The organism is Streptomyces sp. SD15, assembly GCF_054462255.1.
Genome location: NZ_JBTLMO010000067.1, coordinates 16,913 through 37,782 on the forward strand (window position 1 = coordinate 16,913; position 20,870 = coordinate 37,782).

Below are 20,870 nucleotides of genomic sequence, written 5' to 3' on the forward strand. Positions count from 1 at the left end.
GGGCGGAGCCCCCAGGTACGGATGGGACGGGTAAGGGCGACGGGGGCGAAAACCCCACTCCACTCCACCCCACCCCCCACCCCCGCCCGGAGGGCTACCGCGGCTCCGGCGGCCGCTGCCGAGGCATGTTCGGCCGAGCCCCCGGCGGCAACGGCGCTCGCCCGGGCGGACCGCTCTCCGCCTGCGGCGCCCCGGCCGGCGACGACTGCATCCGCAACGGCGCCGGCCCGGTCCGAAACTCCACCATCCAGTCCGCCGTCTCGGCCCGGACCAGCTCCGTCACGTCCTCCGAGAACCGCCGCAGCACACCGAGACACCGCTCCGCCGCTTCACCGGCGGTCCCCTCCGCCGGCCCCAGCACCTCCCGCACGCTCTCGGACGCCCAGTCGAACTGCAACACCTGAAGCCGCCGCTGCACGGCCTGAGCGGTGGCCACGTCCCTTATCCATCCGGAGGTCACCCCGAAGTACCGGTCACCCGCCACGCACGCGACCCCGAGCAACAGTGCGAGACACCCCCAGGGGGCGATCCCCCCGACCGCCCCGGTGAGATCGAGCAGCAGCAGCGCGGCCCCGGCCACCGCCCCCAGCGCCGCCCCGCCCCGCAGCGCCCGTGCCCCCCACCGCTTCCCCACGCGGTCCGTGAGATACCAGGAAGCCGTGTCGAGCGCGCCCCGCTCGACCCACCGGTACATCTCATGGAGCCGCTCCGCCGGCTCCCCCCAGTCCCCGAGCGGGAGCGGCCGGCCGGTCAGGTCGCCCGGCCGGGGCCCGATCGCCCCGTCGTCCGGCCCGTCCTGGGGCGGCCCCTCGGGCTGCATCTCCGGCTGGCTCACCCGGCACTCCCTACTGACGACGGCGGTGACGACTCCGACGAAACTAGTGACGTTCGAGACTAGTGACGTTGCGGGATGTCGCGTGACGCGTGGTGCTGAAGCGCCCTCTCCTTCCTAGCGCCCAATGGGTGGCGATGGCACGGGTTTCACCGGTTTTCCGCCCGGAAGTGGGTCTTGGTCAGGTATAGGCCTTCGTGCGGTCTCACTCGAAAGAGTGCTTGGGCGACGGGCCCGCCGACCACGTAGGCTCGTGCTGAACGGGAAAACCCCGTTCGGACAGCGGTACTCATAGCGGTATACACAGCGGTATATACAGCCGTACGAACCAGGAGCTGATCGTGATTCCCGGTGGTGGCCAGCCCAATATGCAGCAGCTGCTCCAGCAGGCCCAGAAGATGCAGCAGGACCTTGCGAACGCGCAGGAGGAGCTGGCGCGGACGGAGGTCGAAGGCCAGGCGGGCGGCGGCCTGGTGAAGGCTACGGTGACGGGCTCCGGCGAGCTGCGCGCCCTGGTCATCGACCCGAAGGCGGTGGACCCGGAGGACACCGAGACCCTCGCCGACCTGATCGTCGCGGCCGTCCAGGCGGCGAACGAGAACGCGCAGGCGCTCCAGCAGCAGAAGCTCGGCCCGCTCGCCCAGGGCCTCGGCGGCGGCAGCGGTATCCCCGGTCTGCCCTTCTAAGACCGGCGCAAGCCAACTACCGTACGCATAAGAGAACGACGAAGACGAAGCAGTACCCAGGAGCAGTACCCAGCGGTACCCAGGAAAGGCAGTCCGTTGTACGAAGGCGTGGTCCAGGACCTCATCGACGAGCTGGGGCGGCTGCCCGGCGTCGGTCCCAAGAGCGCGCAGCGGATCGCCTTCCACATCCTGCAGGCCGAGCCGACGGACGTCCGTCGACTCGCGCAGGCCCTCATGGAGGTCAAGGCGAAGGTCCGCTTCTGCGCGACCTGCGGCAATGTCGCGCAGGAAGAGCTGTGCAACATCTGCCGCGACCCGCGCCGCGACCTGTCGGTGATCTGCGTGGTGGAGGAGCCGAAGGACGTGGTCGCGGTCGAGCGGACGCGTGAGTTCCGGGGCAAGTACCACGTCCTGGGCGGCGCGATCAGCCCGATCGAGGGCGTGGGCCCGGACGACCTGCGCATAAGGGAACTCCTGGCCCGCCTGGCGGACGGCACGGTCACGGAGCTGATCCTGGCCACGGACCCGAACCTGGAGGGCGAGGCCACGGCCACGTACCTCGCCCGCATGATCAAGCCCATGGGCCTCAAGGTCACCCGCCTGGCCAGCGGCCTCCCTGTGGGTGGCGACCTGGAATACGCGGACGAGGTCACACTCGGCCGCGCCTTCGAGGGGAGACGACTCCTAGATGTCTGACGCCACGCTGCATGCGACCAGCCAGGATCCCGACGACTTCGTCGTCCAGATCGCGGACCAGGTAGCGAGCTTCCTGGTCGCCGTCACCGAGGTGGCCAAGGGCGACGAGCCGGACTCGGCCGTGCCCTTCCTCCTCCTGGAGGTTTCCCAGCTGCTGCTGGCCGGCGGCCGACTCGGCGCGCACGAGGACATCGTCCCCGACGAGCGCTACGAGCCGGACCTCGGCCCGGAGGCGGACGTGGACGACCTCCGCGAGCGCCTGGCGGTGATGCTGGAGCCGATCGACGTCTACTCGGAGGTCTTCGACCCCTACGAGCCGCGCAAGGCCCCGGTCCCCGCCCGCATCTCCGACGACCTCGCCGACGTCATCGCCGACCTCCGCCACGGCATGGCCCACTACCGGGCCGGCCGCACCACGGAAGCCCTCTGGTGGTGGCAGTTCTCCTACTTCTCCAACTGGGGCTCCACCGCTTCCGCAACCCTGCGCGCCCTCCAGTCCGTAGTGGCCCACGTCCGCCTCAACCAGCCCCTGGAGGAACTGGACGGCCTCGACACCGACCAGGACCTCGGCGATGACGCCCTCGCGGAGGAGGCGGGCAAGGTCATGGCGGAGGAGCTCGCGGGGCCGTTGGGGATGCGGACGGTCAAGTAACGGGAAACCACGGGCGCATGCCTACAGGTTGAGAAATCATGCGGCATGCGCCCGGATGACTGGCACCTCACCGACGACGTCGACGATTTTCTCGCCCGAGCCGGAGACTTCCTGCGCTCGCGGCCCGGCCTGCACGTCATGCCGCTGACGTGGACCGCGAGACTGCGAGCACGTGGGGCGGACGCGTTCGGCACCGGAGCCCCCGTCTTCGGCCTGCTGGAGCGAGCGGACGAGGTCCGCGCCACCTTCTACCGTCTCCCGCCCCGCGGTCTGGGCCTCACCCCGCTCACGCCTGAGCAGGCCGACAGCCTCGCCGCCCACCTGGCCGCCCTCGGGCACTCCCTTCCCTCCGTCAGCGCGGACCACAGCACGGCCACCGCTTTCGCCGAGGCCTGGCAGCGGCACACCGGCGCGACGCCGAAACTCCGCGACACGCGACTCCGTCTGTACCGCCTCGGCACGCTCACCCCACCGGAGCCGCTGCCGGCGGGCCGAGGCCGCGTCCTGGGCGAGCAGGATCTCGAGCAAGTCATGTTCTGGTGCGGCGAGTTCGCCAAGGCCGTCGGGGAAGACGTCTCCATCGACGCCGAGACGTGGGCCCACACCCGCTTCGCCGACAAGCGCTACACGCTCTGGGAGACCCCGGACGGCACCCCCGTCTCCATCGCGGGCATGAACCCGATGAGCGGCGGCCAGATCCAGGTGGACATCGTCTACACCCCGGCCCACCTGCGCGGTCGCGGCTACGCGGGCGCCGTGGCGGCGGAGGTGAGCCGGGCCGCGCTGGCCGTCGGCGCGAGGGATGTCGTCCTGTTCGCGGACCTGTCCAACCCCACCAGTAACGCCCTCTACCAGCGCCTCGGCTACCGCCCGCTCACCAACTGGGCGGCATACGACTTCTCATGTGCCGCACCGGAAGTCATTCAGGCTCCAAGATAGCCAAGCACCGCGCGCAGCCGACCCGGGTCCACGTACGGCGTGGTCGGCGTCGGCTCGCTGTACCACCGCAACGGCCACGTGTTCCCATCCAGCGCCGGGATCCCGATGTACGTGACCGTACGGCGCCCGGTTCCGCCGAAGCGCTGTACGCCCAGCGGCCATTCGTGGGCCTTTGTCGCACCCGGCGCCAGCAGGAAGTACATCCACCGGAACCCGACCGCTTCGCAGACCACAGGTCCGGCGTCCCCGTCGGCGGCCTCGATGAGCTCGGCGGCGACCTGTTCCCCGCGTACGCCCTGGACACGGACCGCGTCGAAGTGAACGCCGGACAGTCGGAGTTGGTGGCCGGCGAGGGGGACCCAGTTCGGGCGGTAGTGGGGGATTGCGTTCATCATGGTCACACCATGGCGGTTGCGCAGCTACCGGGATTCATTCGCAGTGCATCGGGCTTCAGCCCGTTGGTGAAGCGAATCTTGTCGTGGCGACGTGGAGCGTCGCGGATTCCTGGCCGGCGGAGCCGGACGTCCCGTGTTCACCACCCGTGGCGCGGAGCGCCGCGATGGCTGGTCCCGGCGGAGTCGGGCGATGCTCACACCGGCCGGTTCTGTTGCTCGATGTACCGCTTGACCACGGAGAGCGAGGCGCCGCCGATTGTTCCTGCGAAGGAGGAACCGGACCAGAGCTTGTTGGCCCGCCAGTAGTGCTGTACCAGGTCGGGGAACTCCTGGCGCAGGCGGCGGGAGGAGACACCCTTGAGGGAGTTGACGAGCTTGGTGACGGCGACCTTGGGCGGGAAGTTCACCAGGAGGTGGACGTGGTTGTCCTCGCCGTTGAACTCGACCAGTTCGCACTCGAAGTCCGCGCACACCGACCGCATGATCTCCTCCATACGCGTCAGATGAACATCGGTGAACACTTTGTGCCGGAACTTGGTTACGAAGACCAAGTGCACATGCATCACGAAAGCACAGTGCCGGCCAGTTCTGATCTTCTGCATCTCACCCATAAACCACGTTTGTATCGTGGCCGCCATGCAGCTTCGGTACAGCTTCCGCATGTACCCGGACACGGCCCAGCGCACTGCGCTGGCCAGGGCGTTCGGGTGTGCCCGCGTCGTGTTCAACGACGCGGTGCGCGCCCGTGAGGACGCCCGGAAAGCGGGCGCTGCGTTCCCGACGGCCGGTGAGCTGTCCAAGAAGCTGATCACCCGGGCCAAGCAGACCGTGGAGCGGTGCTGGCTCGGAGAGGTCTCCGTCGTGGTGCTCCAGCAGGCTCTGCGCGACGCCGAGGCTGCCTACCGCAACTTCTTCGCCTCGCTCAAGGGGGCCCGTAAGGGCACGCGGGTGGGTGCGCCCCGGTTCAAGTCCCGCAAGGACGGCCGTCAGTCGATCCGCTTCACGGCCAATGCCCGCTGGTCGATCACCGGTTCCGGGCGGCTGAACCTCCCGAAGATCGGCGCGGTGAAGGTGAAGTGGTCCCGCACCCTGCCCGCACAGCCCTCCTCGGTCACCGTGATCAAGGACGCGGCCGGACGGTACTTCGCCTCGTTCGTCATCGACACCGACCAGGCTGCGGACATCGCCCGGATGCCCGGCACCGACCAGACGGTCGGCATCGACCTGGGCCTGAGCCACTTCGCCGTCCTCTCCGACGGGACGAAGATCGACAGTCCTCGGTTTCTGCGCCGGGCGGAGAAGAAACTGAAGAAGGCCCAGCGGGAGCTGTCCCGCAAGCAGAAGGGATCCAAGAACCGGGAGAAGGCCCGCCTCAAGGTCGCCCGCGCCCACGCGAAGGTGGCTGATGCCCGCCGCGAGTTCCACCACCAGCTCTCCACTCGGCTGATCCGCGACAACCAAGCGATCGGTGTGGAGGACCTGGCGGTCAAAGGACTCGCGCGCACCAGGCTGGCCAGGAGTGTCCACGACGCCGGATGGTCGGCGTTCGTGCGCATGCTGGAATACAAGGCCGCCCGGTACGGACGCGTCCTGGTGAAGATTGGCCGGTTCGAGCCGACCTCCCAGACCTGCTCGGCCTGCGGCATCAAAGACGGGCCCAAGCCCCTGAACGTCCGGGAATGGACCTGCACCGCCTGCGGCACCCTTCACGACCGGGACCACAACGCCGCGAAGAACGTCAAAACGGCCGCCGGACTGGCGGTGACAGCCTGCGGAGCGCCGGTAAGACCAGGACTCGTCCCGGCACAGCGCGAAGAAACAGGAAGCCACGGACTCCCGCCCGAACCCCGTGCCGCGTAGCGGCACAGCAACGGACGAGAAGGCCAGAATCCTCGGGCTTCAGCCCGAGGAGCAAGTCAACGACACGAGGAGAAGCTCCCCTTCGGCGCCACAGTCAAGCTCCCCGACCCGGTGAACATCACTCTGGACACCGAGCCCCTCAAGGAGTTCGTGGACTGAGCGGCCCCGGCCCTGGGAACCGGGCAATCACAGCCCGCGCAGCGCCTCCCCCAGAGCCGTCACCCCACCCCCCAGCGCCAGTACACGTACGAGTACGAGAAGCGCGACGGCAAGTGGCTGATCGTCAACCACGACTCCTCTGTGCTGCCGAGCGAAGGCTGATCGCCACGCACAGCCCGCCCCCGGGCGCGTCCTGGAGCGACACGGTTCCGCCGTCGTCCGTCAGCAGCTGCTTGACGATGGCGAGGCCGAGACCGGAGCCGGAGTGCCCGGTCAGGCCCTGGCCGCGCCAGAAGCGGTCGAAGGCGCGGGACTTCTCGGTGTCCGACATGCCGGGGCCCTGGTCCAGCACCGACAGCACCACCTCGTGGGCGCGGAGCGCCACCCGCACGGTGATCGTCGAACCGTCCGGGGAGACCTCCAGGGCATTCGACAGGACGTTGTCCAGCACCTGGTCGAGGTGACCGGGACTGGCCAGTACCTGCGACCGATCGCCGAGTTCCCCCTCCTGCGCGATGGTGACTCCGCGCTCCTCGGCGGCCGGTCGCCACACCGCCAGCCGGTTCTCCAGCAGTTCCCGCAGCTGCAGGGTCTTTGCCGCCGGCACCTTCGCCTCCGCGCGGGCCAGCATCAGCAGTCCGTTCACCAGGCGGCTCATCCGGACCACCTCCGCGGTGGCCTGGTCCACGTCCTCGCGGACGGAGTCGTCCTCGGCCCCGTCCGCGATGTTGTCCAGGGACAGCCGCAACGCCGTGAGGGGCGTACGGAGTTGGTGCGAGGCGTCGGCGACGAAGATCCGCTGGGAGTCGATGAGGGTGTCGAGGCGTTCCGCGACCGAGTTGAGGGTGCGGGCGAGGCGCTGGGTCTCCGGCGGGCCCGTGACCGGCGAGCGCGCGGTCAGGTCGCCGTCGCTGAACTTGCTCGCCATGTCGTCGAGCCGGCGCAGCGGCCGGGTCAGCCGGCGGGCCACCAGCGCGCCGAGCCCGGCGGCCACCGCCAGCACGCCGACCGCGAGGACGGCGCTGAAGCCCCAGATCCGCCACAGCCGGGCGGTGAGATCGGAGGTCGGGTACGTGACGCGCACGGCCCCCACGATTTCGCCGTCGCGTATCGCCGGGACCGTCACCCTGAGCGCGCCGTCGCCCCACCGGGCGGTGGTCGTGCCGGCGGCGGCGGACTTCGGAAGGACGGCCACGGTGCCGGGCGTCTGAGCGGCGTACGTGGTCGCCAGCCGGTCCAGCGCCTCCCGCGAGGCGGGATCGCCCTGCGCCAGCATCAGCGACATGGTCGTCGCCGCCCGGCGTACGGACTCCTCCGTGTCCCCGCGCAGCTGCGAGGTCAGCGTGAACGCCACCGGCACGGTGAACGCGGTCAGCGCGACGGCCACCAACAGGACGTAACTGACGATGAGTTGCCGGATCATGCGCCGGACCCGTCCTGCTCCGGGGCGGATGCCGAAGACTCCCGTACGACCTCCGGGCGGAAGCCGACCCCCCGTACCGCGTGACCGGTGCTCACCCACTCGACCTCGAAGCCGTAGCGCAGCAGGCCGCGCCGAAGCGACTCGGCGACCGGCTCATCGTCTTCCACCAGGAGTACGCGCACAGGCGCACCTTCCCCTTAGTGGTTGAGAGTTAACCCACAGTCGCCGTTTGTGACACGGCGCACTTTCCCCGTTTTTCCGAGTGTGCGCGGCGGTCAGGGGCAGGTGCGGTCCTGGAGCGGCACGTCGTCCTGGCGGAGGCAGGCCCTCCTGGAGCGGCCGGGAATTCCCGAAGAAAAGCCGCGGTATCGCGTCATGAGCGGGACATCTCACGATGCGATACCGAGGCAGGGGATTCCGGCCGCTCGTTAGACTGAGCCGACCGCAGTTGTGCGGTGCAGAGACGGATTGAGCGAGGAGCGCACGTGGGCCTTGTCGTGCAGAAGTACGGAGGCTCCTCCGTAGCCGATGCCGAGGGCATCAAGCGCGTCGCCAAGCGAATCGTGGAAGCGAAGAAGAACGGCCACCAGGTGGTCGTGGTCGTTTCCGCGATGGGCGACACGACGGACGAGCTGATCGATCTCGCCGAGCAGGTATCTCCGATGCCCAGCGGACGAGAGTTCGACATGCTGCTGACCGCCGGAGAGCGGATCTCCATGGCACTGCTGGCCATGGCGATCAAAAACCTGGGCCACAGCGCCCAGTCGTTCACCGGCAGCCAGGCGGGTGTCATCACCGACTCGGTCCACAACAAAGCGCGGATCATCGATGTCACGCCCGGTCGCATCCGGACGGCCCTCGACGAGGGCAACATCGCCATCGTCGCCGGGTTCCAGGGCGTCTCGCAGGACAAGAAGGACATCACCACGCTCGGCCGCGGTGGCTCCGACACGACGGCGGTCGCGCTCGCGGCCGCCCTCGACGCCGAGGTCTGCGAGATCTACACCGACGTGGACGGCGTGTTCACCGCCGACCCGCGGGTGGTGAAGAAGGCCCGGAAGATCGACTGGATCGCCTTCGAGGACATGCTGGAGCTCGCCGCCTCCGGCTCCAAGGTGCTGCTCCACCGCTGTGTGGAGTACGCCCGCCGTTACAACATCCCGATCCATGTGCGGTCCAGCTTCAGCGGACTTCAGGGCACGTGGGTCAGCAGCACGCCACTCGTGCAAAAGACACAGCAGCAAGGGGACCAGAAGGTGGAGCAGGCCATCATCTCGGGTGTCGCTCACGACACCTCCGAGGCCAAGATCACGGTCGTCGGCGTCCCGGACAAGCCGGGCGAGGCCGCGTCGATCTTCCGCGCCATCGCCGATGCCGCGATCAACATCGACATGATCGTGCAGAACGTGTCCGCGGCCACCACCGGCCTGACGGACATCTCCTTCACCCTCCCCAAGACCGATGGCCGCAAGGCCATCGACGCCCTGGAGAAGGCGAAGGCCGTCATCGGCTTCGACTCGCTGCGCTACGACGACCAGATCGGCAAGATCTCGCTCGTCGGCGCCGGCATGAAGACGAACCCGGGTGTCACGGCCGGCTTCTTCGAGGCGCTGACCCAGGCCAACGTGAACATCGAGCTGATCTCGACCTCCGAGATCCGCATCTCGGTCGTCACCCGCGCCGACGACGTCCCCGAGGCCGTGCGCGCCGTGCACAGCGCGTTCGGACTGGACTCCGACAGCGACGAGGCCGTCGTCTACGGAGGCACTGGCCGCTGATGACCATGGGGACCGGGCGACCGGCTGAACACGCTGGACGCCTGGGACGCCCTGGACGTCCGACGCTCGCGGTCGTGGGAGCGACCGGGGCCGTCGGCGCGGTCATGCTCCAGATCCTGTCCCAGCACGCGGACATCTGGGGCGAGATCCGTCTGCTCGCCTCCCCGCGCTCGGCCGGCCGCAAGCTGGCCGTGCGCGGCGAGGAGGTCGAGGTGATGGCGCTGAGCGAGGCCGCCTTCGACGGGGTCGACGTCGCGATGTTCGACGTACCCGACGAGGTGGCCGCGCACTGGGCGCCGATCGCCGCGGCCAAGGGCGTGATCGTGGTGGACAACTCGGGCGCCTTCCGGATGGACCCGGACGTGCCGCTTGTCGTCCCCGAGGTCAACCCGCACGCCGCGCGCGTGCGCCCGCGCGGGATCATCTCCAACCCGAACTGCACGACCCTCTCCATGATCGTGGCGCTCGGCGCGCTGCACGCCGAGTTCGGCCTGCGCGAGCTGGTGGTGTCCTCGTACCAGGCGGTGAGCGGTGCCGGGCGCGCCGGCGTCGACACCCTGCGCCGCCAGCTGTCCCTCGTCGCCGGTACGGAACTGGGGACCAAACCCGGTGACGTACGGCGTGCCGTGGGCGACGACACGGGCCCGTTCCCGGAGCCGGTGGCGCTGAACGTCGTACCGTGGGCCGGATCGCTGCGCGAGGACGGCTGGTCCTCGGAGGAGATGAAGATCCGCGACGAGTCCCGCAAGATCCTCGGCCTGCCGCACCTGAGGGTCGCCGTGACCTGCGTACGCGTCCCGGTCGTCACCACGCACTCCCTCACCGTCCACGCCCGCTTCGAGGGCGAGGTGACGGTCGCCAAGGCCACCGAGATCCTGGCCACCGCCCCCGGAGTCGTCCTCTTCGACAACCCGGCCGCGGGCGAGTTCCCCACGCCCGCCGACGTGGTCGGCACCGACCCGACCTGGGTCGGCCGCGTCCGCCGCGCCCTCGACGACCCGACCGCCCTCGAACTCTTTGTTTGCGGTGACAACCTCCGCAAGGGAGCCGCCCTCAACACGGCCCAGATCGCGGAGCTGGTGGCGGCGGAGAGCTTCTAGTCCGCGTAGGCCGTGGGCCGGGGCCGGGGGTGTGGCCCAGGTCTCGAGGCGGATCCGCCGACCTGGGCGTTTCACAGGAAAAATCTTCCTGGTCATCGGCGGAATCGTTTGTAGGATCTGTGTCAGTTGTGTGGCCGGAAATAATGGTCCGGACCACTTGAACAGGACCCGTTTGGCGTTCGAAGATTTCTCTCCCCGTTCTCCGCAACCACGCGGAGGGCGGGGAGCGTCTTTGCGGTCGCCCGAAAGCGGGTGCCCGGGGGCGGCACGGCATATGGGCATAGGGGATGAGCTGGTACGCATGAGGGCATTCAATGCACTGCCAGGCGCGCGGCCGGGCGCGTCGGCAGGCGTTCCGGCAACCGTGCCGAGGGGTGTTCCGGCGGAAGCGGAGGAGCATGTTCCAGCCGATGTACGGCCTGACACGAATGTGACGCCTGTCGCGTACAACCCTGTCGGGGGGAAGCGTGTCCAACTGGCGTGGCAGAGGTACTCGAATTCACCGCGGTACAGACGAGGGGCGCAGCCCTGCGTCCACCCCGCCGACTCCGCAGCCCCGGCGCGCCCGGCGGCATGCCGGTGATCGCGCCCATGCCCGCAGCGCGGCCCGCCCGCATACCGAACCAGCGTGACGGCGCTGAGGACAGCGCGGCTGCCGGAACCACCGTCGACCATCTGACCGAGACCTACCGCGCCCACTACCGGTCGCTCCTGGGCCTCGCGGCGCTCCTGCTCGACGACACCGCGTCCTGCGAGGACGTCGTTCAGGAGGCCTTCATCCGGGTGCACTCGGCGCGCAAACGCGTCCGCGACCCCGAGAAGACGCTCGCGTATCTGCGCCAGACCGTCGTCAACCTCTCGCGCTCCGCCCTGCGTCGGCGCATCCTGGGCCTCAAGCTCCTCTCGAAGCCCATGCCCGACATGGCGAGCGCCGAGGAGGGCGCGTACGACCAGCTGGAGCGCGACGCCCTGATCAAGGCGATGAAGGGCCTCCAGCGCCGCCAGCGCGAGGTCCTGGTCCTGCGCTACTTCGCGGACATGACCGAGGCCCAGGTCGCCGAGACCCTCGGCGTATCGCTCGGGTCGGTCAAGGCGTACGGCTCGCGCGGCATAGCGGCGCTCCGTGTCGCGATGGAGGCCCCGGCATGAGCGAGTACGAGGAACGGCGGCGCCCCGAGGACCAGGGGCGCCCCGAGCACGAGCACAAGCAATCGCACGCTGGGAACGAAACTGTGAACCACGGCCCTGACGGACAGCCCGACGAACAAGGTCTGGGTGGACTGGGCCCGGACAGACAGGGCTCGGGCGGTCAGGGCTCGGACGGTCAGGGTCTGGACGGACAGGGCTCGGGCGGTCAGGGTCTGGACGGGCAGGGCTCGGATGGACAGGGCTCGGGCGATCACGGACCCGGGGATCACGGACCCGGGGATCACGGGCCTGGCGATCACGGGCCGGGCGATCACGAGCCCGGCGGACCCGGCCCCGAAGGGTTCGGCTCGGACGAGCTGGCGCTGCGTCGGCTGCTGCACCAGGCCGTCCAGGAGATCGAACCCACCGACGGCACGCTGGAGCATCTGCGCCGCGCGGTGCCCGCCCGGCGGGCCCGCAAGCGCCAGGCGCTCGTCGGCATGGCCGCCGCCGCGCTGTTCATCGGCACGGCCGTCCCGGCCCTCGTACACGTCTCGAACGCCTCCGGTTCGAACCCCGACCCCTCCATCGCGGGCAACAGCTCGCAGGTGCAGGGCGGCACGAGCCAGGGCAAGGGCCCGGACGGCGGCGGGAGCGTCGCGGACGGCGGCTCCAGCGCTTCCCACGAGCAGGGCAAGCCGGGCAGCAAGACCAGTACGCCCGACAAGGGCAAGGGGACGAGCGCCGGGGCGGCGACCGGCGGCCCCGCTCCGTCGGCCTCGGTGGAGAGCGCGCCCGCGTGTACGGCGGTACAGCTCGGCGGGGTCACCAGCACGGTCGGCGCCCCGGACGCCACCGGTGTGGTCTACGGCTCGTTCACCATCTCGAACGTGTCCACCACCACCTGTACCGTCAGCGGCTCGGGCACGGTGGGCACCGCCGTACAGGGCGCGGCGGACGCGGCCAAGATCACCGTGGTGAGCCATGTGGCGGGCGATGTGGCCACCGGGCTGCCGGACCCCTCCACGGAGGTCGCCTCCCTGGTGCTGCCGCCGAGTGCCTCGTACGCCGTGAAGTTCGCCTGGGTGCCCTCGGAGACCTGTCCGACCACCGGCACGGAGCCCTCGCCGGACCCGACCACCCCCACTGACGACAGCACCACGAGCGGCGGCACCGGCACGGACGCCGGCGGTACCGGCACCTCGACCCAGCTGCTCACGGACGAGGGGGTGGCCGACGGCAGCGTCACCGTCTCGCACACGGACACGACGGGCGCGGCGACGGCCTCGACGACCGTGTCCAACGCCTGCGCCGGGACGGTCTACCGGACGGGAATGCTGTCGGCGTCGTCCTGAGCCCGGCCGGACCCGGGGGTGAGCCGCCCGGAACGGGGGGTTACGGGACCGGCGCCCCGGCGGTGTCCCGCGCGGGGTCCTCGTCCGGAGCCTGGTGGGGAGCCCGGTCGAGGTCCTCGTCCGGGACCAGACCCAGCTCCGCGTCCCGCGCGAACTCCACCTCGCGGCGCAGCAGCCGGAACCACATGAAGAGCACGAAGCCCGCGAAGACGAACCACTCACCGGTGTAGCCGAGGTTCTGGAAGGCCTTCAGGTCCAGACCGGTGCCCTGCGCCGCGGTCGCCGGCACCGCCTTCATCCCGCTGTCGGCCTTCGCGAGGGTGATCCACGCGTCGTGCACCTTGTACGGCACCAGGTTCACCAGCGACGCCGAGCTGATCGCACCGGTCTGGCCGGCGGGGAGCCCACCGGCGGCGCTCACCCCGTTCGCCCCCGGGCTCTCGGACGCCTGGAGCGCACCCGTGACGGTGACCTCGCCGGCCGGCGCGGCGGGTGCCTCGGCCGGGTCCGCGTCGCCGGGCAGCCAGCCCCGGACGACGGGCAGCGCCTGGCCGTCGTCGGTGCGCAGCAGCGTCAGCACGTAGTACCCGCGCTTGTCGTCCAGTTCGCGGTCCGGCACGAGGAGCTGCTTGCCGTACCGGCCGGTCGCGGTGGCCTGCTTGCCGGAGGTGTTCTTGTCCACGGGCAGCAGTTCGTCCAGCGGACGTGCCGCCTGCGTCTTGGCCACCGCGGCCTGCTCATCGGCGTCCCGCTGGCCCTGCACCCGGTCCTCGAACCGCCCCAACTGCCACGACCCCATGAAGATGCAGAACGGGATGGCCAACAGCACGAAGACGTTGATCCCCCACCAGCGGGGCGTCAGCAGAAACCGGTACACGTCTTCCAAGGTACGGTGCCGCCGCGGAGGGCTGGGCTTCGGGGGCCCTTGCTCGACGCTTGCCCGACGCTCGGGCGACTGCGCGGCGCGAAGTTATCCACAGGCTGGGGACCTCGCTGACGCATTGTCGGGCGGGCCAGGCACTATGGGGCCATGACTGAGAGCAACGGGACCATCGAGCAGCAGTACGCGGCCATGCCCGACTGGGAGAAGCGCTTCCGGGCGCCGCGGGTGTCGCTCCCCGACTGGGCGGAGGACGCCCCGCACCGCTCGCTGTTCGTCTCCAATGCGACGGGGACGTACGAGCTGTACGCGTGGGACCGCGAGACGGGGAAGCAGCGCCAGGTCACGAACCGGGCGAACGGCACGACGGACGGCGTGCTCTCCCCGGACGGCGAGTGGATCTGGTGGTTCGACGACAAGGACGGCGACGAGTTCGGCATCTGGCGTCGGCAGAGGTTCGCCGGAACCGAGGGCTCACTCGAGGTGGACGAGCCCGCGGCCCCGGGCCTGGAGCCCTCGTACCCCGGAGGCCTCGCCATCGGCCGGGACGGGCGGACGGCCGTCGTGGGCCGCTCGACGGACGAGGACGGCTCGACGATCCACGTGGCCCGGCAGGGCCAGGTCCCCGTCGAGATCTACCGCCACCGTGAGTCGGCCGGAGTCGGTGACCTCTCGCACGACGGCTCCCTGATCGCCGTGGAGCACACGGAGCACGGCGACGCGATGCACTCGGCGCTGCGGGTGCTGCGCTCCGACGGCTCGACGGTCGCCGAGCTCGACGACACCAAGGGCGGCACGGTCGAGCTGGGCCTGGAGGTGCTGGGCTTCGCCCCGGTCGACGGCGACACCCGTCTGCTCATCGGTCACCAGCGGCGCGGCCGCTGGGAGCCCCTGGTGTGGGACGTGGCGACCGGGGAGGAGACGGACCTGCCCCTGGACCTCCCCGGCGACGTGGCCGCCGAGTGGTATCCCGACGGTTCCGCGCTCCTGATCGCGCACAGCTTCGAGGCCCGCAGCGACCTGTGGCGCTACGACCTGGCGTCCGGCGAGCTGGTGCGGGTACCGACCCCCGCGGGCACGGTGTCCGGGGCGACGGCCCGCCCCGACGGAACCGTGGAGTACCTGTGGTCGTCGGCGGCCGAGCCTTCCGTGGTCCGCTCGACGACCGGCGAGATCATCCTCGATCCCCCCGGCCTGAAGTCACCGGGCTCGGTCCCGGTGGAGGACGTCTGGGTGGAAGGCCCCGGCGGCCGCATCCACGCCCTGGTCCAGAAGCCGGCGGGCACAACAGGCCCCCTCCCCACCGTCTTCGACGTCCACGGCGGCCCGACCTGGCACGACAGCGACTCCTTCGCGGCGGGCCCGGCGGCCTGGGTCGACCACGGATACGCGGTCGTCCGGGTCAACTACCGCGGCTCCACGGGGTACGGGCGCGAGTGGACGGACGCACTCAGGCACCGCGTCGGCCTCATCGAGCTGGAGGACATCGCGGCGGTCCGGGAGTGGGCGATCACCTCCGGCCTCGCGGACCCCTCCCGCCTGATCCTCACCGGCGGCTCCTGGGGCGGCTACCTCACCCTCCTCGGCCTCGGCACCCAGCCGGACGCGTGGACACTGGGCATCGCCGCCGTCCCGGTCGCCGACTACGTCACGGCGTACCACGACGAGATGGAAGCCCTGAAGTCCATGGACCGCACGCTGCTGGGCGGCACCCCGGAGGAGGTCCCCCAGCGCTTCGAGGCGTCCTCCCCCCTGACCTACGTCGACGCCGTCAAGGCCCCCGTCTACATCTCCGCGGGCGTCAACGACCCACGCTGCCCCATCCGCCAGGTCGAGAACTACGTAGACCGCCTCACCGCCCGCGAAGCCACCCACGAGGTCTACCGCTACGACGCAGGCCACGGCTCCCTGGTCGTGGACGAACGCATCAAGCAGGTCCGCCTGGAACTCGACTTCGCAGAGAGGCACCTGAACAACTAACCGAACCAGAGACCACCCTTCCAGCCCAGGCGCGGGCCACCCGTCTAGCCCCGGGGGGCCGGCCACCCATCCAGCCCGGGCGCCAGCAACCCAGCTAGCCCCGGGGCCCGGCCACCCGTCTAGGCCGTTTCCTTCGGATCATCTGATCGTTGGTTAATGCGTGTCGTTGACTGATGCCCAGTGGGCGCGGATCGAGCCGTTGCTACCGGATCGGACGCCTCGGCGGGGCGGTCGGTGGCGGGATCACCGACAGGTGATCGACGCGATCGCGTTCAAGTACCGCACCGGGACGCCGTGGATGGATCTGCCCGAGCGGTTCGGCTCGTGGAAGGGCGCCGTCCCTGAGTGCCGTGACGCCCCTGTGCTCGAACTCCTTAAAGCGGGTGTCGCAGGTTCGAATCCTGCCGGGGGCACAATGCGCTAAGTCGCTGACCTGACCTGGGGTTTCTCCCCCAGGGAGGCGCTCTATTCGGCCCCGGACTCCTCGTCCGGGGCCGTTTGCGTGAGCGGTGCGTGAGCGGACTGATCGCCCGCTCGTCTACGTGTCGGCCGTGATGGTGATCGAGGAGCGGCCGAGCATCTCCTGGATGTCCTTCAGGTCGGCACCGGCCACGTGGCGCCGGCGGTGCGCCGCTCCCCACCCCGTGAGCGGTACGGCGGGATGGGGCACCCCATCCCTGACCTCGATCTGAAACACCGTCTTAACTCATGACGATCTTTTCCGTCCATCTGCCGCTGACAAGATCCAGCCGGGATCCGCTAGAGATCCCGCCTCTATCAGAAAGGGAGCGTCCAGTCGTGAGACCCACGCGATGGCGCATCACCCTGGCCGGCCTCGTGGCCGGCCTTCTACTCCCCCTCGGGCTCGCCGCGCCCCCGGCCGCAGCGGCAGGTCCCGGCCAAGCCAGGGCGCAAGCCGCGGCGAAGAAGATCGACAAGAAAGTGACCGACCGTGTCGCCAAGGGCGGCAAGGCGACCTTCTGGGTCTACCTCGGCGAGAAGGCCAACCTGTCCGCCGCGGACAAACTGGACAAGAAGGCGGACAAGGCCGCCTACGTCCACCGGGCCAAGACCAAGCACGCCGACCGGACCCAGGCGGGGCTGCGGCAACTGCTGACCCGGCGGGGCGCGGACTTCACCCCGTTCTGGCTGGCCAACACCATCAAGGTGACCGGTGACGCGGACCTGCTCGACGAGATAGCGGCCCGTGCCGAGGTGTCCCAGATCGTCGCCGACCGGACGATCCAGCTTCCGGACCCGCAGACGGGCGGCGACGCACCCACCGTGAACGGTGTGGAGTGGAACATCGACCGGATCAACGCCCCGCGGGTGTGGGACGAACTCGGCGTACGGGGTGAGGGAATAGTCGTCGCCAACATCGACACCGGGGTGAACTACACCCACCCGGCCGTCGCGGCGAGCTACCGAGGCAGCAAGGCCGACGGCAGCCACGACCACGACTACAACTGGTTCGATCCGGCCGGCGTCTGCCCGAGCGCCGCGCCGTGCGACGACAACGACCACGGCACCCACACCATGGGCACCATGGTGGGCCTGGACGGGACCAACGTCATCGGCGTTGCCCCGGGCGCGAAGTGGATCGCCGCCAAGGGCTGCGAGTCCGACTCCTGCTCCACGACCTCGCTGCTCGCCGCCGGGCAGTGGATCGTGGCGCCGACCGACCTGAACGGCGCCAACCCACGGCCCGACCTCGCGCCGGACATCGTGAACAACTCGTGGGGCGCCAACGCGTACGACCCGTGGTACCAGGAGACCGTGGCGGCCTGGGTCGCCGCGGACATCTTCCCGGCCTTCGCCAACGGCAACAACGGACCCGCCTGCAACACCTCGGGCAGCCCCGGCTCGTACTCGATCAGCTACAGCTCGGGCGCGTTCGGCGTGGACGACGCGATCGCCGGCTTCTCCAGCCGCGGCGCCGGCGAGAACGGCGACATCAAGCCGAACATCGCCGCGCCCGGTGTCGACATCCGCTCGTCCACCCGAGACGGCTACGCCTCGCTCAACGGCACGTCGATGGCCTCTCCGCACACGGCGGCGACGGTGGCCCTGATGTGGTCGGCCTCGCCGGCCCTCCGAGGGGACATCGCCGCGACCCGGCAGATCCTGGATGACACCGCGATCGATGCGGACAACACGACGTGCGGTGGCACCGCCGAGGACAACAACGTCTTCGGCGAGGGCCGGCTCGACGCCTACGCCGCGGTGAACGCCGCTCCGCGCGGCGAGCTCGGCGCGCTCGGCGGCAGGATCACCACCGGGGGCGACGGTATCGGCGGGGCGACGGTCACAGTGGACGGACCGCTCGACCGGACCCGCACGACGGCGGCGGACGGCTCGTACGCGTTCGACCCGCTGTTGGTCGGCGACTACACGATCACGGTCACCAAGTTCGGCTACCTGACCGCCACGGCGACCGCGACGGTCACCGAAGACCAGACGGCCGTCCGGGACATCGTCCTCGAGCAGGCGCCCTCGGTGACGCTGCGTGGCGCGGTGACCACCTCGGAAGGCCCGGCGGCGGGGGCGGGTATCACGCTCGTAGGCACCCCGGTCTCCACGGTCGCCGACGGGCAGGGCCACTACACCGTGACCGTGCCGCAGGGCGAGTACGACGTGCGAGCGGCTCCCGCGTACCGGTGCGCCGCCTCGGGCACCCGACACGTCACGGTGACCGGCGACACCACGCTGGACATCACGCTGCCGGACCGTAACGACACCTTCGGGTACGCCTGCGGTGCGGCCGGCGGTGGCTACGTGCCCGGCACCGAGCAGCTCACCGACCTCGTCGGTGACGACGAGATCACGCCGGTCACGCTGCCCTTCAGCGTGCCGTTCTACGGCAGGTCCTTCCGGGACGCGTGGGTGGGCATCAACGGCGTGTTTGGCTTCGGCACCGGGTCGGACTCGTTCAGAAACAGCAGCCTGCCGACGAGCAGCGGTCCGAACCTGGCCCTGTACCCGTTCTGGGACGACCTCTTCGTCGACGCCGACTCGGGCATCTACACCGCGGTGGCCGGCGCCAAGCCGCACCGCACGTTCGTGGTGGAATGGCGCAACGTCCTGAGGATCGACGAAGGCCCCGACCGGCGGCTCAGCTTCACGGCGGCGATCAGCGAGGACGGCTCGATCACCTACCGGTACAAGGACATCGACCCCACCGGGCCGGCGACGGGCACCTCCGCCACCATCGGTATGGAGAACGCGACCGGGACCGACGCGTTCCTGTACTCGTACAACAGCGCGGCGGTCAAAACCGGCTCGGCCATCGCGTTCCGCACCACCAAAACCGGCGTGGCATCGGGCGTCGTCACCGACGCCAACGACGGGCGGCCGGTGGACGGCGCGACGGTGACCGCGCAGTCCGGCGGCCGGACGTTCACCGGGACCACCGAGGGGGACGGCACGTACCTGCTCCAGGTTCCGGCCGGCGACGTCGAGCTCGCCATCGGCAAGGAGCACTACGCGGGTGCCACCGCGGCGGTCACGCTCGCCGCGGGTGGTGTCGAGAACCGTTCGACGGCGCTGCGCACCGCGCGGGTCAGCACCCCGACCACGGAGTTGACCGTCATCGCCGGGCCCGACCAGACCCGTGCCCGCCAGATCGTCCTGAACAACACCGGCGCCCTCGGCACCGACATCAAGGTCGCCGAGGTCAGCTCCTCCGGCCAGGCGACCGACATCGGCTGGCTGGCGCTGTCCGGGGCGACCGGCACGATGTCCAGCGGCGGTAAGCACATCGTCGGCGTGACGGTGAACACGGCCGGGCTGCCCAAGGGCTCGTCCCACGAGGCCAAGCTGCGGATCACCTCGGCCAGCGGCCGCAAACCGGTCCTGCTGATCCCGGTCACCCTGGTCGTGCCGGGCTACGCGTTGGCTCTCGACGCCGGCGGCCAGTCCGGCCACGCCGATGCCGAAGGTGAGAGGTGGGCGACGGACCGGGCGTACACCGCGGGCGGCTACGGCTACCTGGGCAACGCCAAACGGGTCTCGACCACCAAGCCGATCACGGGTACGCAGGACCCCGCCCGCTTCGCCAACGCGCAGCAGGGCATGTACGAGTACCGCGTCGACGGGCTGGCCGACGGTCACTACACCATCGAGCTGGACTTCGCCGAACTGCAGGCGACGAGCCCGAACAAGCGGGTGTTCAGCGTGCTGATCGAGGGCCAGGAGGTCTGCCCGTTCCTCGACGTCGCGGGCGAGGTCGGCACCTACGCCGCGCTGACCAAGACGTCCACCGTCCAGGTCACGGACGGCCAGCTCAACGTGCGGTTCATGATGCACAAGGGCTTCGGGACGCCGATCGTCAACGCGCTGCGGGTATCCGACCGACCGGACCTGGCGTCCTGACGGACGTCTTTGTCCTGACCGGTTCCACCCCTCGTCCTGACCGGTTTCACCGGCTTCAGGCCCCGGCTTCGGCCACTTTTGGCCGGGGCCGGGCGCAGCTTCGAACCCGAACGCCTGCTACTTCAGTCGCAGTTCACCGTGCCTGCTCGTCAGGGGTGCGTCCGTAAGTGCACTCGGCTGAATTCCGTCAGGTGCCGCGTCGCCCGGCGGGGATTCCGGCCGCTGTGTACCAAGCGGGACGACTCGGTGGTCGTCGTCGGCGATGCCCCGCCGCGGCGTGAAGGTGTTCATCTCGCTGCCGAGCGGACACCCATCGGCCGTCGCGCTGCTCGTAGGCGATGGAGCGGGAGACGCTGCCCTTGAGGCGCCACGTCGCCGCCTTCCACTCCTAAAGCGGGTGTCGCAGGTTCGAATCCTGCCGGGGGCACCAGCGCAAAGGCCCCGGACCGATAAAGGTCCGGGGCCTTTGCCGTCCCGGTCCGGCCTCAGCGGCGGCGGTCACTCACGGCCGGCCGCCTCTTGAGCCGCCGAACCAGGTGGCTGATGACTGCTAGTACTCCAGCAGCGTTTCGCTATCTGGTCTGGTCAGAGGCGTCGTCCGGAGTGTAGTTGGCTGATGGTGTGTCAGGGGCGGCC

Annotated in this window: 17 protein-coding genes, 2 tRNA genes and 2 pseudogenes; 14 read left to right on the forward strand and 7 right to left on the reverse strand. The window is 70.0% G+C overall.

Annotated elements, in window-relative coordinates:
* Window positions 1–94 precede the first annotated feature (94 nt).
* On the reverse strand, window positions 95–835 hold the full coding sequence (locus ACX28W_RS38715) for an SLATT domain-containing protein (RefSeq protein ID WP_459004826.1): 741 nt from the start codon (window positions 833–835) through the stop codon (window positions 95–97).
* A 338-nt stretch (window positions 836–1,173) separates the two neighbouring features.
* Here ACX28W_RS38715 and ACX28W_RS38720 point away from each other — a divergent pair, with 338 nt between their 5' ends.
* From ACX28W_RS38720 to ACX28W_RS38735, 4 genes are all read left to right on the forward strand, one after another.
* The gene (locus ACX28W_RS38720) at window positions 1,174–1,518 is read left to right on the forward strand and encodes a YbaB/EbfC family nucleoid-associated protein (RefSeq protein ID WP_362027154.1); all 345 of its coding nucleotides are present in this window, start codon (window positions 1,174–1,176) and stop codon (window positions 1,516–1,518) included.
* 96 nt (window positions 1,519–1,614) lie between these two features.
* A complete protein-coding gene (gene recR, locus ACX28W_RS38725; protein ID WP_362069269.1) occupies window positions 1,615–2,214 on the forward strand; it encodes a recombination mediator RecR in 600 nt (199 codons plus the stop codon).
* Complete coding sequence (locus ACX28W_RS38730) at window positions 2,207–2,866, forward strand: DUF5063 domain-containing protein (RefSeq protein WP_459004827.1); 660 nt, start codon at window positions 2,207–2,209, stop codon at window positions 2,864–2,866. Before recR ends, ACX28W_RS38730 begins: the two co-directional genes overlap by 8 nt.
* A gap of 45 nt (window positions 2,867–2,911) precedes the next feature.
* A complete protein-coding gene (locus ACX28W_RS38735) occupies window positions 2,912–3,805 on the forward strand; it encodes a GNAT family N-acetyltransferase (protein WP_459004828.1) in 894 nt (297 codons plus the stop codon).
* On the opposite strand, the gene ACX28W_RS38740 is transcribed toward ACX28W_RS38735, so the two are convergent.
* Together ACX28W_RS38740 and tnpA are read right to left on the reverse strand one after the other, a co-directional pair.
* Window positions 3,790–4,200 (reverse strand): hypothetical protein, encoded by a 411-nt coding sequence (locus ACX28W_RS38740; RefSeq protein ID WP_459004829.1) that lies wholly within the window; start codon window positions 4,198–4,200, stop codon window positions 3,790–3,792. The two genes, ACX28W_RS38735 and ACX28W_RS38740, sit on opposite strands and share 16 nt — an antisense overlap.
* Window positions 4,201–4,394: 194 nt before the next feature.
* Complete coding sequence (tnpA, locus tag ACX28W_RS38745) at window positions 4,395–4,811, reverse strand: IS200/IS605 family transposase (RefSeq protein WP_459004830.1); 417 nt, start codon at window positions 4,809–4,811, stop codon at window positions 4,395–4,397.
* A gap of 25 nt (window positions 4,812–4,836) precedes the next feature.
* Here tnpA and ACX28W_RS38750 point away from each other — a divergent pair, with 25 nt between their 5' ends.
* On the forward strand, window positions 4,837–6,060 hold the full coding sequence (locus tag ACX28W_RS38750) for an RNA-guided endonuclease InsQ/TnpB family protein (RefSeq protein ID WP_459004831.1): 1,224 nt from the start codon (window positions 4,837–4,839) through the stop codon (window positions 6,058–6,060).
* Between the two features lie 283 nt (window positions 6,061–6,343).
* Here the strand turns inward: ACX28W_RS38750 and ACX28W_RS38755 are convergent, their stop codons facing one another.
* Both ACX28W_RS38755 and ACX28W_RS38760 read right to left on the reverse strand, forming a co-directional pair.
* On the reverse strand, window positions 6,344–7,642 hold the full coding sequence (locus ACX28W_RS38755) for a sensor histidine kinase (protein ID WP_459004832.1): 1,299 nt from the start codon (window positions 7,640–7,642) through the stop codon (window positions 6,344–6,346).
* 77 nt (window positions 7,643–7,719) lie between these two features.
* Window positions 7,720–7,824: pseudogene (locus ACX28W_RS38760) on the reverse strand (response regulator transcription factor); the annotation flags it as partial.
* 303 nt (window positions 7,825–8,127) lie between these two features.
* Between ACX28W_RS38760 and ACX28W_RS38765 the strand changes: the two are divergent.
* The 4 genes from ACX28W_RS38765 to ACX28W_RS38780 all read left to right on the forward strand — a co-directional run bounded on the left by ACX28W_RS38765 (window position 8,128) and on the right by ACX28W_RS38780 (window position 13,003).
* Window positions 8,128–9,420: an aspartate kinase gene (locus ACX28W_RS38765; protein WP_459004833.1), complete on the forward strand. Its 1,293-nt coding sequence runs from the start codon at window positions 8,128–8,130 to the stop codon at window positions 9,418–9,420.
* Window positions 9,421–9,425: 5 nt separating this feature from the next.
* Window positions 9,426–10,520 (forward strand): aspartate-semialdehyde dehydrogenase, encoded by a 1,095-nt coding sequence (locus ACX28W_RS38770; RefSeq protein WP_459004839.1) that lies wholly within the window; start codon window positions 9,426–9,428, stop codon window positions 10,518–10,520.
* Between the two features lie 573 nt (window positions 10,521–11,093).
* Window positions 11,094–11,669: a SigE family RNA polymerase sigma factor gene (locus tag ACX28W_RS38775; RefSeq protein WP_459004840.1), complete on the forward strand. Its 576-nt coding sequence runs from the start codon at window positions 11,094–11,096 to the stop codon at window positions 11,667–11,669.
* Entirely contained in the window at window positions 11,666–13,003 is a 1,338-nt protein-coding gene (locus ACX28W_RS38780) for a hypothetical protein (RefSeq protein ID WP_459004834.1), read from the forward strand. Before ACX28W_RS38775 ends, ACX28W_RS38780 begins: the two co-directional genes overlap by 4 nt.
* 40 nt (window positions 13,004–13,043) lie before the next feature.
* Here the strand turns inward: ACX28W_RS38780 and ACX28W_RS38785 are convergent, their stop codons facing one another.
* Window positions 13,044–13,880, reverse strand: a complete 837-nt coding sequence (locus ACX28W_RS38785; protein ID WP_459004835.1) for an SURF1 family protein — start codon at window positions 13,878–13,880, stop codon at window positions 13,044–13,046.
* A gap of 153 nt (window positions 13,881–14,033) precedes the next feature.
* Between ACX28W_RS38785 and ACX28W_RS38790 the strand changes: the two genes are divergently transcribed.
* The 3 genes and pseudogenes from ACX28W_RS38790 (at window position 14,034) to ACX28W_RS38800 (ending at window position 16,276) form a co-directional block, all read left to right on the forward strand.
* Complete coding sequence (locus tag ACX28W_RS38790; RefSeq protein ID WP_459004836.1) at window positions 14,034–15,863, forward strand: S9 family peptidase; 1,830 nt, start codon at window positions 14,034–14,036, stop codon at window positions 15,861–15,863.
* A 160-nt stretch (window positions 15,864–16,023) separates the two neighbouring features.
* Window positions 16,024–16,200: pseudogene (locus ACX28W_RS38795) on the forward strand (transposase); the annotation flags it as partial.
* An 18-nt stretch (window positions 16,201–16,218) separates the two neighbouring features.
* A tRNA-OTHER gene (locus ACX28W_RS38800) sits at window positions 16,219–16,276 on the forward strand.
* Window positions 16,277–16,401: 125 nt separating this feature from the next.
* On the opposite strand, the gene ACX28W_RS38805 is transcribed toward ACX28W_RS38800, so the two are convergent.
* Window positions 16,402–16,560: a hypothetical protein gene (locus ACX28W_RS38805; protein WP_459004837.1), complete on the reverse strand. Its 159-nt coding sequence runs from the start codon at window positions 16,558–16,560 to the stop codon at window positions 16,402–16,404.
* A 101-nt stretch (window positions 16,561–16,661) separates the two neighbouring features.
* Between ACX28W_RS38805 and ACX28W_RS38810 the strand changes: the two genes are divergently transcribed.
* Window positions 16,662–20,234, forward strand: a complete 3,573-nt coding sequence (locus ACX28W_RS38810; RefSeq protein WP_459004838.1) for a S8 family serine peptidase — start codon at window positions 16,662–16,664, stop codon at window positions 20,232–20,234.
* 355 nt (window positions 20,235–20,589) lie between these two features.
* A tRNA-OTHER gene (locus ACX28W_RS38815) sits at window positions 20,590–20,664 on the forward strand.
* Window positions 20,665–20,870 lie beyond the last annotated feature (206 nt).

Bases quoted from the DNA above. Each gene is read 5' to 3' on its own strand.
- ACX28W_RS38730 (WP_459004827.1), top strand. From the start codon at position 2,207: ATGTCTGACGCCACGCTGCATGCGACCAGCCAGGATCCCGACGACTTC.
- ACX28W_RS38735 (WP_459004828.1), top strand. From the start codon at position 2,912: ATGCGCCCGGATGACTGGCACCTCACCGACGACGTCGACGATTTTCTC.
- ACX28W_RS38740 (WP_459004829.1), bottom strand. From the start codon at position 4,200: ATGATGAACGCAATCCCCCACTACCGCCCGAACTGGGTCCCCCTCGCC.
- tnpA (WP_459004830.1), bottom strand. From the start codon at position 4,811: ATGGGTGAGATGCAGAAGATCAGAACTGGCCGGCACTGTGCTTTCGTG.
- ACX28W_RS38750 (WP_459004831.1), top strand. From the start codon at position 4,837: ATGCAGCTTCGGTACAGCTTCCGCATGTACCCGGACACGGCCCAGCGC.
- ACX28W_RS38755 (WP_459004832.1), bottom strand. From the start codon at position 7,642: ATGATCCGGCAACTCATCGTCAGTTACGTCCTGTTGGTGGCCGTCGCG.
- ACX28W_RS38770 (WP_459004839.1), top strand. From the start codon at position 9,426: ATGGGGACCGGGCGACCGGCTGAACACGCTGGACGCCTGGGACGCCCT.
- ACX28W_RS38775 (WP_459004840.1), top strand. From the start codon at position 11,094: ATGCCGGTGATCGCGCCCATGCCCGCAGCGCGGCCCGCCCGCATACCG.
- ACX28W_RS38780 (WP_459004834.1), top strand. From the start codon at position 11,666: ATGAGCGAGTACGAGGAACGGCGGCGCCCCGAGGACCAGGGGCGCCCC.
- ACX28W_RS38790 (WP_459004836.1), top strand. From the start codon at position 14,034: ATGACTGAGAGCAACGGGACCATCGAGCAGCAGTACGCGGCCATGCCC.